General features: G+C 65.9%; 10 protein-coding genes. All 10 read left to right on the top strand.

Annotated features, from left to right (window positions below):
- The first annotated feature begins 4 nt into the window (after positions 1–4).
- Entirely contained in the window at positions 5–1441 is a 1437-nt protein-coding gene (locus E8E78_RS11010; protein ID WP_280313619.1) for a TolC family outer membrane protein, read from the top strand.
- Complete coding sequence (locus E8E78_RS11005; RefSeq protein ID WP_016501436.1) at positions 1438–3606, top strand: type I secretion system permease/ATPase; 2169 nt, start codon at positions 1438–1440, stop codon at positions 3604–3606. Before E8E78_RS11010 ends, E8E78_RS11005 begins: the two co-directional genes overlap by 4 nt.
- Complete coding sequence (locus tag E8E78_RS11000; RefSeq protein WP_059396041.1) at positions 3603–4787, top strand: HlyD family type I secretion periplasmic adaptor subunit; 1185 nt, start codon at positions 3603–3605, stop codon at positions 4785–4787. The genes E8E78_RS11005 and E8E78_RS11000 overlap by 4 nt, the downstream gene beginning before the upstream one ends.
- Positions 4788–4991: 204 nt before the next feature.
- Positions 4992–5891 (top strand): chemotaxis protein, encoded by a 900-nt coding sequence (locus E8E78_RS10995; RefSeq protein ID WP_049277265.1) that lies wholly within the window; start codon positions 4992–4994, stop codon positions 5889–5891.
- A gap of 88 nt (positions 5892–5979) precedes the next feature.
- Positions 5980–6291, top strand: coding sequence for a hypothetical protein (locus E8E78_RS10990; protein ID WP_016501439.1), 312 nt, complete (start codon positions 5980–5982; stop codon positions 6289–6291).
- Positions 6288–7022, top strand: a complete 735-nt coding sequence (locus tag E8E78_RS10985) for a YkgJ family cysteine cluster protein (protein WP_049277263.1) — start codon at positions 6288–6290, stop codon at positions 7020–7022. Before E8E78_RS10990 ends, E8E78_RS10985 begins: the two co-directional genes overlap by 4 nt.
- A gap of 255 nt (positions 7023–7277) precedes the next feature.
- A complete protein-coding gene (locus E8E78_RS10980; protein ID WP_049277261.1) occupies positions 7278–8441 on the top strand; it encodes an efflux RND transporter periplasmic adaptor subunit in 1164 nt (387 codons plus the stop codon).
- Positions 8438–11530 (top strand): multidrug efflux RND transporter permease subunit, encoded by a 3093-nt coding sequence (locus tag E8E78_RS10975; protein WP_049277260.1) that lies wholly within the window; start codon positions 8438–8440, stop codon positions 11528–11530. The genes E8E78_RS10980 and E8E78_RS10975 overlap by 4 nt, the downstream gene beginning before the upstream one ends.
- A gap of 9 nt (positions 11531–11539) precedes the next feature.
- Entirely contained in the window at positions 11540–12214 is a 675-nt protein-coding gene (locus tag E8E78_RS10970) for a heavy metal response regulator transcription factor (protein WP_012270545.1), read from the top strand.
- Complete coding sequence (locus tag E8E78_RS10965; RefSeq protein ID WP_061202970.1) at positions 12189–13592, top strand: heavy metal sensor histidine kinase; 1404 nt, start codon at positions 12189–12191, stop codon at positions 13590–13592. Before E8E78_RS10970 ends, E8E78_RS10965 begins: the two co-directional genes overlap by 26 nt.
- Positions 13593–13674: the final 82 nt, after the last annotated feature.

Genomic DNA, 13674 nt, shown 5'->3' with positions numbered 1-13674 from the left:
CTATGTGAAGCGAAGCAGTCCGCTGTCACCGCTGTTGCTGGGAGCCTTCGGGCTCCTGGCCCTGAACCTCCACCCGGTTGCCCTGGCAGCCGATGACATAGACCCCCAACTGCGCCAGATCGGGCCATCGCTGTTACGCGATGCGCCCGAAGCGGTGCCCGCACGCCCCGCCACCGGCATGGCCCCGGTCGCCAGTGGCGAGCGGCTGGGGCTGACCGACGCGGTGCTGCAGGCCGCTCAATGGCACCCCAGCATCGCCGAGGCCATCGGCAACCTCTATAAGCAGGGCGAAGGCATCAACGTCGCCCGCGCCGGGTATTACCCGCAGATTTCCGGCGGTATCCGCACCGGTTATGACACCGGTTATGGCGGCGACCGCAACAGCCAGGCGCTGAACCTGTCGCTCAAGCAGATGCTCTACGACTTCGGCAAGGTCGACAGCGCCGTCAGCGCGGCCCAGGCTGCTGCCGCGCGCGCCCAGGCCAATATCCTGCTGGTGGTCGACGACCTGGCCCGCGACACCGCTTATGCCTGGATCGAAACCCGCCGCTACGAGCAACTGATGACCATTGCCCGCGACCAGATTCGCGGGGTCGGTGACATTGCCGGCATGGCCCGCCAACGCAGCGACATGGGCGCCAGCACGCGCTCCGACGTGGTGCAGGCCGAGTCCCGTGTGGAGAGCGCCCGCGCCACGCTGGAGGAATACCAGTCGCAGTACGAGCGCTGGCGTTCGACCCTGGCGGCACTGATGGGGCGCATCACCCCACCGGCGCTGGCCGAGGATTCGCCAGCAGCGCTGAACCAGGCCTGCAAGCGGCCCTCGCAAGGCGATGACCGCCTGCCTGCCGTGCTCATGGCCCTGGCCCAGCGCGCCCAGGGCCAGGCCGAGCTGGCCCAGGCCAAGGCCGAGGCCTACCCGACCCTGTCGTTGCAACCGCAGGTCAACCACTACCTGGACAACGACTACAACCGCGACAACTCACGCATGGACCGCACCCAGGCAGGCATCTACCTGAACGTCGAGGTGCCTATCTATCAAGGGGGTGCCATCAGCGCCCGCAGCCGCGCAGCCGGCCACGCCCTGACCGCCGCCGACTCCGCCGAAGACGCGGCCCGCCTGCAAGCCCGTCGTGGCCTGGCCGAGGCCATGGCACAAACCTCCGGGCTAGGCCGCCGGCTGACTTCGCTGGAAGCGCGCCAGGTCAGCATCCAGGAAGCGCGCATGCTCTACGGCCGCCAGTACCTGGACCTGGGCACGCGGCCCCTGCTCGACCTGCTCAACGCCGAGCAGGAGATCTACCAGTCACGCTTCGAACTCGCCGGCACCCGCTCCGACCTGCTGCGCCTGGATGTCGACTGCCTGTACAACACCGGCGCCCTGCGCACGGCCTTTGGCCTTGAGGGGCGCAACCTGCAAGGGGTGGAGATCCAGCCATGACCGATTCGATCAATGTGACCCTGCCTGAACAGCCCACGGCCCCCGCGGCCGAAGCGCCTCATCGACCGGACCTTGGGCCGTGGCTGGAAGTGATGCTGCAGGTGGCGCACCACTACCGCCTGGACGTGTCGCCCCAGCGTATTCGCCTGGCCGCCGTCGAGGATGCTCGCCCGCTGGATGAAATCCTTCGCCACATGGCGCGCCAGGCCGGCCTGGCCCTGCGCTTCGTGCGCTTCGACGCCAAGGGCTTGAGACAGTGGCGTACACCGCTGGTACTGGAACTGGATGATGGCCAGCTGGCGGTGGTGGAATCGGTCACCGAAGAGGACGACCTGGCGGTGGTGTTTGCCGGTGACCAGGGCCTGACCTCTCGCCTGCCCCGCGACAGCCTCAAGGGCCGCATCAACCGCGTTGCGCTGCTGCGCCCGGCACGGCCGCTGCGCGATGTGCGCACCGATGACTACACCGCACCCTACGACCGCCACTGGTTTGCCCGCATCGTGCTGCGCGACCTGCGCCCCTATGGGCAGGTGATGGTGGCCTCGCTGGTAGCCAACGTATTGGCCCTCGCGGGGGTTCTGTTCTCGATGCAGGTGTACGACCGGGTGATCCCGGCCGAGTCGCTGCCAACCCTGTACGTGCTGTTCGGGGGTGTAGTGCTGGCGCTGGTGTTCGACTTCAGCATGCGCCTGCTGCGGCTGAAGGTGACGGACCTGCTCGGCAAGCGCGCCGACCTGCGGGTGAGCGACCTGGTCTACGGGCATGCCTTGCGCCTGCGCAACTCGGTGCGGCCGAAGTCCACCGGTTCGTTCATCTCGCAACTGCGCGAGCTGGAATCGATCCGCGACCTGATCACTTCCAGCACCGCCACGGCGCTGGCCGACCTGCCGTTCTTCCTGTTGTTCCTGTTCGTGTTCTGGCTGATCGGCGGCGTGCTGGTGTTCATCCCGCTAGCCGCGCTGCTGGCCATGGTGGTGCCTGGGGTACTGGCCCAACGGCGCCTGGCGCGGCTGGCCAATGCCTCCATGCGCGAGTCGGCGCTGCGCAACGCCATGCTGGTAGAAAGCATCCAGGGCCTGGACGAGATCAAGGCACTGCAGGCCGAAGCACGCTTCGAGCGGCAGTGGAACCAGTACAACGCCGCCTGCGCCCACACCAACCTGCGCCTGCGCACCCTCACCAACGGCCTGGTGACCTGGACCCAGAACGTGCAGGGCGCGGTGTTTGCCGTGGTCATCGTAGTCGGCGCGCCGATGGTCATCGCCGGCGACCTTACTACCGGTAGCCTGGTGGCGGCGTCGATGCTGTCGTCACGGATGATGGCGCCACTGGCGCAACTGACCCATGTACTGACCCGCTGGCAGCAGGCCAAGGTGGCCCTGCAAGGGCTGGACAAGCTGATGCAGTCACCGGTCGACCACCCCGAAGGCGAAGCCCGCGTACACCTGCCGGCGATTCGTGGCGAGTACCGCCTGCGCCAGGCCAACTTCCGCTACAGCGAGGAGTCCCCGCCAGTGCTGAACATCGGCCAGCTGGATATCCAGCCGGGCGAGCGCATTGCCGTTCTCGGGCGCAACGGCGCCGGCAAGTCGACCCTGCTGCAAGCCCTGGGAGGGGCCATGGACCTGGTGCAAGGCGAGGTCAGCCTGGACGGCATCGCCATGGGCCACCTCGACCCGGCCGACCTGCGCCGTGACGTGGGCCTGCTGCCACAGTACGCGCGCTTGTTCCACGGCACCCTGCGGGAAAACCTCACCCTCGGCGCCGGCCAGGCCAGTGACCAGGAGCTGGTGGCCGCGCTGGCTGCCACGGGCGCGCTGGACTTCGTCCGCCGCCTGCCCAAGGGCATGGACCACCTGATCCTGGAAGGCGGCCTGGGCTTGTCCGGCGGCCAGCGCCAGGCCCTGGTGCTGTCGCGCCTGCTGGTGCGCCAGCCGCAAGTGTTGCTGCTGGACGAGCCGACTGCGTCGCTGGACGACATGACCGAGCGCAAACTGCTGGATAACCTCGAACGCTTCTGCCAGGGCCGCACCCTGGTGATCGCCACCCACCGCCTGAGCGTGCTGCAACGGGTCGACCGCATCCTGGTACTGGACGGCGGGCGCATCGTCATCGATGACACCCGCGATGCCGCGCTGGCCAAACTGCAAGGAGCCCAGGCATGAGCAACCATGAACTCCCGGCCTCCTACCTGGATGGACAGGACGACCAGGCGGTGTTCCGCGCCGGCCGCATCATCACCATCTGTGCCTTGATGCTGGCCGCATTCCTGGCCTGGGCCGCCTGGTTCGAGGTGACCGAAGTGTCCACCGGCACCGGCAAGGTGATCCCCAGTTCGCGGGAGCAGGTGATCCAGTCGTTCGAGGGCGGCATCGTCGCGCAGATGAGCGTGGCCGAAGGCGACCTGGTCGAGCGCGGCCAGGTGCTGGCCCAGCTCGACCCGACCAAGACCGCCTCCAGTGTCGGCGAGAGCGAAGCCAAGTACCGCGCTGCCAAGGCCAGCCAGGCACGCCTGCAGGCAGAGGTAACGGGCAAGCCGCTGACCTTCCCGGAAAGCCTGCGCGACTCGCCCGACCTGATAGACGCGGAAACCGCGCTGTACCAGACCCGCCGCCGCGGGCTGGAGCAGACCCTGGCTGGCATCCAGGACTCGCTGCAACTGGTGCGTAGCGAGCTGAAGATTACCGAGAACCTTGCAAAGATGGGCGCCTCCAGCCGGGTCGAAGTGATTCGCCTGAACCGCCAGCGTTCAGAACTGGAGCTCAAGGCCAACGAAGCCCGCTCCGACTACCTTGTGCGTGCCCGGGAAGAGCTGGCCAAAGCCAGCGCCGAGGCCGACAGCCTGTCGGAAGTGGTCCGTGGGCGAAGTGACTCGCTTACCCGCCTGACCTTGCGCTCACCGGTGCGCGGCATCGTCAAGGACATCGAGGTCAATACCCTGGGCGGCGTGGTGCAGCCCGGTGGCCAGGTGATGAAGATCGTGCCGATGGACGAACGCCTGCTGATCGAAACCCGCATCGCCCCACGCGATATCGCCTTCATCCACCCGGATCAGGCGGCCAAGGTCAAGATCAGTGCCTATGACTATTCGGTGTATGGCGGGCTGGATGGCAAGGTGGTAGGGATCTCGCCGGACACCCTGCAGGATGAGGTGAAACCGGAAATCTACTACTACCGGGTGTTCATCCGCACCGAGCAGGACAGCTTGCAGAACAAGGCCGGCAAGCATTTTGCGATCGTGCCGGGGATGATTGCCACGGTGGATATCCGCACCGGCGAGAAGACCATCCTCGATTACCTGATCAAGCCGCTGAACCGGGCCAAGGAGGCCCTGCGCGAACGCTGATCCAGGCGTTTACACACATCACCCGTGGGAGCGGGCATGCCCGCGAACACCGGCGAAGCCGGTGCCATGTACCGCGTCCCACGCTTCGCGGGCATGCCCGCTCCCACAGGGTCCCAAGCATCCCCGAGTTCTGTGCTAAATCCCTAAAGCCCGACCGGAACAGGCCGATAACCAGTTATCCCCTGTTCCCCACCGAAGGTCACCATGGCCACGCAAAATGCCCGCGCGGACTCGTTGTCCCTGCTGCTGTTCACCCTGCGCAGCGGCAAGTTGATGGCAATCAACCTGCTCAAGGTCAGCGAAATCATCCCCTGCCCGCCGCTGACCAAGCTGCCGGAATCGCACCCCAACGTGAAAGGTGTGGCGACCCTGCGTGGCCATTCGCTGTCGGTCATCGACCTGTCACGCGCCATCGGCGAGCGGCCCCTGGAAGACCCGCAAGGCGGCTGCCTGATCGTCACTGAAATCAGCCGCTCGCGCCAAGGCCTGCATGTGCAGGCGGTGAGCCGCATCGTGCATTGCCTGAGCACCGACATCAAACCGCCGCCCTTTGCTTCGGGCAACCGCTCGTACATCACCGGCGTGACGCGGGTCGACAACACCCTGGTGCAGGTGCTGGACATCGAAAAAGTCATCCACTCCATCGCCCCACCGCAGGCCGAACCGCCTCACGGCACCTTGAGCGAAGAAGACGCCAGCCTGCTGGCCGCCGCCAACATCCTGGTGGTGGACGACAGCCAGGTGGCGCTGCAGCAGTCGGTGCACACCCTGCGTAACCTGGGCATCGAATGCCACACCGCGCGCAGCGCCAAAGACGCCATCAACGTGTTGCTGGAGCTGCAAGGCACCGCCCAGGAGATCAACATCATCGTCTCCGACATCGAAATGAGCGAAATGGACGGCTACGCCTTCACCCGCACCCTGCGCGAAACCCCTGACTTTCAGCACCTGTACGTGCTGCTGCACACCTCGCTGGACAGCGCCATGAGCAGCGAGAAGGCCACCCAGGCCGGGGCCAACGCCATCCTCACCAAGTTCTCCTCGCCAGAGCTGACCGATTGTCTGGTGGTGGCCGCACGTACCGTGGTGTTCGCAGAGCACTGATATATTAAGCGACAAACTCCCCGGCTTGCCGCCGGGGGTGAGTCGGGCATAATTCGCGCCCCTCGCAAGCAAATTGCCGGAATCGCGTATGAAGTTTTTCAGCTCTATCCTGATCACCTGCGCCCTCTTCAGCGGTATCGCCCAGGCCTCCAGCAGCCAGGCCTGGAACGAGCAGCGCCAACAGATGCTCAAGGCCTGCCTGGCCGCCAGCCAGTTCAAGGATGCCCACGCCCGCGGCAAGCCCGCCGAGTTCGATGACCAGGTCGGCATGAGCGCCCTGCTGGTCGAAGGCGTCTACCCGCAGAAGCATATGCAGCAACGCACCGGCACCGAGCTGTGCCTGTACGACCGCCAGCACCAGCGTGCCTTCATCAGCGAGTGGAGCCCGGAAGCCAAGTGACCGACAGCTTGCGATTCGGTTGTACCGGCTGCGGCAAGTGCTGCACCGGGCACCACGTGCCCCTGACGCTGGCCGAGGCCCGCCGCTGGGCAGATGATGCCGGCCAGGTGATAGTGCTGATCGAGGCCTTCGTGACTGATGGCCCCGGTATGCCGCCTGAGCAGCGCGAACATGCGCTGCGCCGCTCGTATCCAGTGGCTTGCGGCCACGGCGAGGCACGCGTGTCGGTGACCTTCGCCGCGTTCAACCCCGGCCGATGCCGCAACCTCGACGACAACGACCTGTGCACCATCTACGACCAGCGCCCGTTGGTTTGTCGCATCTACCCGGTGGAAATCAACCCGCACATTCCGCTGCGCCCGGCCAGCAAGGACTGCCCGCCCGAGGCCTGGCAGCAGGGGCCGGAACTGATACACGGCACCCAACTGGTGGATGCGGAACTGGAAGCGCTGGTGCAAGCCTCGCGGCAGGCCGACCGCGATGACATTGCCGCCAAGGTGGCGGTGTGCCAGGCGCTGGGCATGACCACCAGTGCGCTCAAGGGCAATGGCTTTACCGCCTACCTGCCGGACATGGGCGCGTTTGCCACGGCGCTGGCGCGCGAGCAGTGGGATGACGACGGGCAGTGGACCCTGCATGTGCAGGATGAGGCGCTGGTCGCGAGCTTGCAGGGGCTTGGTTTGCGCACTACCAGCGAACCCCCGGTGTACTACGCCTTCATCGGCTTCTAGCCGGAGCGACTTCAGAAAGCCCTCCACGGTAACTGTGGGAGCGGGCGTGCCCGCGAACACCGGCGCAGCCGGTGCCATCCACCGCGTTGTATTCTTCGCGGGCATGCCCGCTCCCACACTGGTCCCCGGTCGCATACCACCAGGTGAAACTGACAGCGCTGTCAGCCAGCCGTCACGCTGCCGACCCGGTTCGGGGGCTATAAGATTGAGTACAGACAACCGTTTCCCTCCCTTCTAGCCAAGGTGCCCGCACCGATGCGACGTCCGTCCCGCTCTGCCTTCCTCGCCGCCCTGGCGCTCCTGGCCCTGGTGGTAGCAGGCATCTGGTTCAGCCAGCGCCAACCCGCACCGGCTACTCGCGCGCAAACCGCCGTGCCGGTACGCGTGGTCAGCGTTGCCCAGCAGGACGTGCCGCGCTATGCCAGCGCCATCGGCTCGGTGCTGTCGCTGCACAGCGTCGAGGTCCGGCCACAAGTAGAGGGGATACTCACCCAAGTGCTGGTCAAGGAAGGCCAATGGGTCAAGCAAGGCGACCTGCTCGCCACCCTCGACGACCGCAGCATCCGCGCCAGCCTCGACCAGGCCCGTGCACAACTCGGCCAGAGCCAGGCACAGATCCAGGTGGCCGGCGTCGACCTCAAGCGCTACCGCCTGCTCAGCAGCGATGACGGCGTGTCCAAGCAAACCCTCGACCAGCAGCAGGCGTTGGTCAACCAGCTGCAAGCCACGGTCAAGGGCAACCAGGCGGCCATCGCCAATGCCGAGGTGCAACTCTCCTACACCCAGATACGCTCGCCGGTAACCGGGCGCGTCGGCATACGCAATATCGACCCCGGCAACCTGGTGCGCACCAGCGACACCCAGGGGCTGTTCAGCGTGACCCAGATCGACCCGATCGCTGTGGAGTTCTCACTGCCGCAACAGATGCTGCCGACCCTCCAAGGCCTGCTAAAGGCGCAAGCCCCTGCGCTGGTCGAGGCCTACATGGATGCCGATGGCGAGCGCAACCTGCTGGGCGCAGGCCACCTTGCGCTTATCGACAACCAGATTTCGGCCAACACCGGCACGGTGCGGGTCAAAGCCGAGTTCGACAACAAGGACGGCCTGCTGTGGCCGGGGCAACTGGTCACCGTACGGTTGCGCACGGCGATGGACGAAGACGCCCTGGTGGTGCCGCCGCCCGTGGTGCAACGCAGCATCGATGGCCACTTCGTCTACCGCGTCGACGGCGACAAGGTCACCAGCGTGCCGGTCAAGGTGCTGTACCAGGACAGCACACTGAACATCGTCGCCGGGGTAAAGGCCGGTGACCAGCTGGTGCTCGATGGCCAGTCGCGCCTCAAACCCGGCTCCAGGGTCGAGATCACCCCTGATGCCCCGGCGCCTGCCGAGATGGCCGACCGCAGGAGCCAGCCATGAACACCCGCAATGGCGTCTCGGCCTGGTGCATCGATCACCCTATCGCCACCCTGCTGCTGACCTTCGCCCTGGTGCTGCTGGGCGCCATCGCCTTCCCGCGGTTGCCCGTGGCGCCGCTGCCCGAGGCCGATTTCCCGACCATCCAGGTCACTGCCCAGCTGCCCGGTGCCAGCCCGGAAACCATGGCCTCGTCGGTGGCCACGCCGCTGGAGGTGCAGTTCAGCGCCATCCCCGGCATGACCCAGATGACCAGCAGCAGCGCGCTGGGCTCGACTACGCTGATCCTGCAGTTCACCCTCGACAAGAACATCGACACCGCCGCCCAGGAAGTGCAGGCGGCGATCAACACCGCCACCGCCCGCCTGCCCCAGGACCTGCCCAGCCCGCCCACCTGGCGCAAGGTCAACCCGGCCGACAGCCCGGTGGTAATCCTCACCGTCAGCTCTGCACAGATGCCCGGCAACGAGCTCAGCGACTACGCCGAAACCCTCCTGGCCCGCCAGCTCAGCCAGATCGACGGGGTCGGCCTGATCAACATCACCGGCCAGCTGCGCCCGGCCATCCGGGTGCAGGCACAACCCGAGAAACTGGCAGCCATCGGCCTGACCCTGGCCGACGTGCGCCTGGCCATCCAGCAGACCAGCCTGAACCTGGCCAAAGGCGCGCTGTACGGCGAGCACAGCGTGTCGACCATTGCCGCCAACGACCAGCTGTTTCACCCCGAAGACTATGCCCAGCTGATCGTCAGCTACCGCAACGGCGCCCCGGTGCACCTGAAGGACGTGGCCAAGGTGATCAACGGTGCCGAGAACGCGTATGTAAGGGCCTGGTCGGGCAATCAGCCGGGGCTTAACCTGGTGATCTTCCGCCAGCCCGGCGCCAATATCGTCGACACCGTGGACCGGGTGCTCGACGCCTTGCCGCGCTTGCAGGAAATGCTGCCGGCCTCGGTTGAAGTGTCGGTGCTGCAGGACCGCACCCAGACCATCCGCAGCTCGCTGCATGAAGTCGAGCTGACCCTGATGATCGCGGTGGCGCTGGTGATCGGGGTAATGGCGCTGTTCCTGCGCCAGTGGTCGGCCACCTTCATTGTCTCCAGCGTGCTCGGCGTCTCGCTGATCGCCACGTGCGCACTGATGTACGTGTTCGGTTTCAGCCTCAACAACCTGACCCTGGTGGCCATCGTGATTGCTGTCGGTTTCGTGGTCGACGACGCGATCGTCGTGGTGGAGAACATCCATCGCCACCTGGAAGCCGGCGACGATAGCCGCACTGCAGCGCTCAAAGGCGCCGGCGAGATCGGTTTCACCGTGGTGTCGATCAGTTTCTCGCTGATCGCCGCCTTCATTCCACTGCTGTTCATGGGCGGTGTGGTGGGCCGGCTGTTCAAGGAGTTCGCCCTGACCGCCACGGCGACCATCCTGATTTCGGTGGTGGTCTCGCTGACCCTGGCCCCCACCCTTTCGGCGCTGTTCATGCGCCGCCCACCCGGCGACCACCAAGGCGGTTTCGGCCAGCGCCTGCTGGGTTGGTACGAAAAAGGCCTGGACCGCGCACTGGCCCACCGGCGGATCACGCTGGGGGTGTTCGGCATTACCCTGGCGCTGGCCGTGGCCGGCTACGTGGGCATCCCCAAAGGCTTCTTCCCGCTGCAGGACACCGGCTTCATCCTTGGCACAACCGAGGCAGCGGCGGATGTGTCCTACCCGTCGATGATCGAGAAGCACCTGGCGCTGGCGAAGATCATCGGTGACGACCCGGCAGTGCGCGCCTATTCGCACTCGGTCGGGGTGACCGGCAGCAACCAGACCATCGCCAACGGCCGTTTCTGGATCTCGCTAAAGCCCCGCGGCGAGCGCGACGTCTCGGCCAGCGAATGGATCGACCGGATCCGCCCGAAGCTGGCCCAGGTGCCGGGCATCGTCCTGTACATGCGCGCCGGCCAGGACATCAACCTCAGCTCCGGCCCGTCACGCACCCAGTACCAGTACGTGCTCAAGAGCAACGACGGGGTCGCGCTCAACCTGTGGACCCAGCGCCTGACCGACCGCCTGCGGGAAAACCCGGCGCTGCGCGACCTGTCCAACGACCTGCAACTGGGCGCCAGCGTCACCCGCATCGATATCGACCGCCAGGCCGCAGCGCGTTTCGGCCTGACCACCACCGACGTCGACCAGGCCTTGTACGATGCCTTCGGCCAGCGCCAGATCAGCGAATTCCAGACCGAGACCAACCAGTACAAGGTCATCCTCGAACTGGACGCGCAACAGCGTGGCAAGGCTGAAAGCCTCAATTTCTTCTACCTGCGCTCGCCACTGACCAACGAGATGGTGCCGCTGTCGGCCCTGGCGCATGTCGCCGCGCCAAGCACCGGGCCGCTGTCGATCAGCCACGACGGCCTGTTCCCGGCCGCCAACCTGTCGTTCAACCTGGCCCCCGGCGTGGCCTTGGGCGATGCGGTGCAGATCCTGGAACGTGCGCAGCGCGAGCTGGGCATGCCCGACTCGATCACCGGCAACTTCCAGGGCGCCGCCCAGGCGTTCCAGAGCTCGCTGTCGAGCCAGCCCTACCTGATCCTTGCCGCGCTGGTGGCGGTGTACATCATCCTCGGCGTGCTCTACGAGAGCTTCGTCCACCCGCTGACCATCATCTCCACCCTGCCCTCAGCCGGCCTGGGCGCGATCATCCTGCTGTGGGCCAGCGGGCAGGACTTCAGCATCATGGGGCTGATCGGCGTGGTACTGCTGATCGGCATCGTCAAGAAGAACGGCATCCTGCTCATCGACTTCGCGCTCGAAGCCCAGCGCCATCACGGCATGACGCCCGAGCAGGCGATACGCCAGGCCTGCCTGGTGCGCTTCCGCCCGATCATCATGACTACCCTGGCCGCGCTGCTGGGCGCAGTGCCGCTGATGTTCGGCTTTGGCACCGGCGCCGAGCTGCGCCAGCCACTGGGCATTGCGGTGGTGGGTGGCCTGCTGGTGAGCCAGGCCCTGACGCTGTTCACCACCCCGGTCATATACTTGGCCCTGGAGCGCCTGTTCCACCGCCGCCAGGCTGCCCCTGCGGCAGCGCCAAGTGCCAGCTAGGACAAGACCATGCGTGTGCTGATCATCGAAGACGAAGAAAAAACCGCCGACTACCTGCATCGCGGCCTGAGCGAACAGGGCTTTACCGTGGACCTGGCACGGGACGGCATCGATGGCCTGCACCTGGCCCTGGAGGGCGACTACGCGGTAATCGTGCTGGATGTGATGCTGCCTGGCCTGGACGGCTATGGTGTGCTGCGCGCCTTGCGCGCGCGCAAGCAGACGCCGGTGATCATGCTGACCGCCCGTGAGCGGGTCGAAGACCGCATTCATGGCCTGCGTGAAGGCGCCGACGACTACCTGGGCAAGCCGTTCTCGTTCCTCGAACTGGTCGCCCGCCTGCAAGCCCTGACCCGCCGCAGCAGCAGCCATGAACCGTTGCAGGTGCAAGTGGCAGACTTGTGGATCGACCTGATGGCACGCAAGGCCACACGCGCCGGCCAGCGTCTGGACCTGACTGCCAAGGAGTTCTCGCTGCTCAGCGTGCTGGCCCGGCGGCAGGGTGAAATCCTGTCGAAGACGGCGATTGCCGAGCTGGTCTGGGACATCAACTTCGACAGCGACGCCAACGTCGTGGAAGTGGCGATCAAACGCCTGCGCGCCAAGCTCGACGGGCCCTTCGACAACAAGCTGCTGCACACCATCCGAGGCATGGGCTATGTCCTGGAAAACCGTGCGGGGTAATTCCATCGCCCTGCGCCTGTCGGCGCTGTTCATTCTGGTGGCACTGGGTGTATTCCTGCTGATCGGCTGGGCGCTGTATCGCCAGGTCGACCGCAGCCTCGACCTGCTGCCGCAAGCGGAGCTGGACGCGCGCTTCAGCGTGCTCGAATCCACCCTCAACCGCTTCGGCACGCCAGATCACTGGACCAAGATCAACAACAAGCTCAACCTGCTCAGCGAAGAGGACAAGCGCATCCGCTTCTGGGTGGTCAGCAGCAACCCGGCCTACGACTACGGTCACCCCAGCGAGCTGGTACGTGCCTTCGCCGAAGGGCCACAGGGCATGCGCGACCTGCACCTGCCTGACCGGCCCTACCCGTACAAGGTGCTGGTCAGTGAACTTCCGGCGCTGGGCGAACGGCCGGCACTGCGCTTTCTGATCGGCATCGACACCGAAACCTTCTGGCAGGCCCAGCACAGCTTGCTGGTGGCGATTGTCGGGCTGGCAGTACTCGGCGTGCTGCTGGCTTCAGTACTGGGTTACTGGGTGGCGCGCATTGGCCTTCGTCCGCTGCTGGCGTTGTCCAACGAGGCCCAGGCCCTGGCCCCTCCACGCCTGGACGGGCGTTTGCAAACCCATGCCCTGGCGCCGGAGCTGGCACAGTTCGCGGGCGCCTTCAACGCCGCGCTCGACCGTGTCAGCCAGGCCTACTCACGGCTGGAAGCCTTCAACGCCGACGTCGCCCATGAGCTGCGCTCGCCGCTGACCAACCTGATCGGCCAGACCCAGGTCGCGCTCACCCGCGGGCGCAGTGCCGAGCATTACTTCGAAGTGCTGCAATCGAACCTGGAAGAGCTGGAGCGCCTGCGCAGCATCATCAACGACATGCTCTTCCTGGCCAGTGCCGACCAAGGCAGCAAGGCCACCGCCCTGACCCAGGCCTCCCTGGCCGAGGAAGTGGCAACCACACTCGACTACCTGGACTACATCCTCGAAGACGCCCAGGTCAGCGTGAGCGTGATAGGCGATGCCCAGGCGCCCATCGAAAAGGCCCATTTCCGCCGGGCGCTGATCAATCTGCTGAACAACGCCGTGCAGCACACTGCGCCGCATCAGGTGATCCAGGTGCAGATCGATGCCGGGCCCGAGCAGGTCAGCATAGCTGTGAGCAACCCGGGGCCGGCGATTGACAATGAACACCTGCCGTTGCTGTTCGAGCGCTTCTACCGCGTGGATGCGGCGCGCAGCAACAGCGGTGGGGGCAACCATGGGTTGGGGTTGGCGATCGTCAAGGCGATTGCACTGATGCATGGGGGGGAGGTGTTTGTGCGCAGTGGGGCCGGGCTCAATACCTTTGGTATCCAGTTGCCGACCTTGAGGCCTGCGCGCTCTGTGTAGGAGCGGCCTTGCGCCGCGAATGGGCTGCGCAGCAGCCCCGGCAATCTCGGCCCTGCCAAAGAGTCTGGGGCCGCTTCGCGAC

Origin of the sequence: Pseudomonas sp. BN505, assembly GCF_029873175.1 — a bacterium.
Classification (GTDB): domain Bacteria; phylum Pseudomonadota; class Gammaproteobacteria; order Pseudomonadales; family Pseudomonadaceae; genus Aquipseudomonas; species Aquipseudomonas putida.
This window is presented reverse-complemented; position numbering and strand designations above follow the sequence as displayed.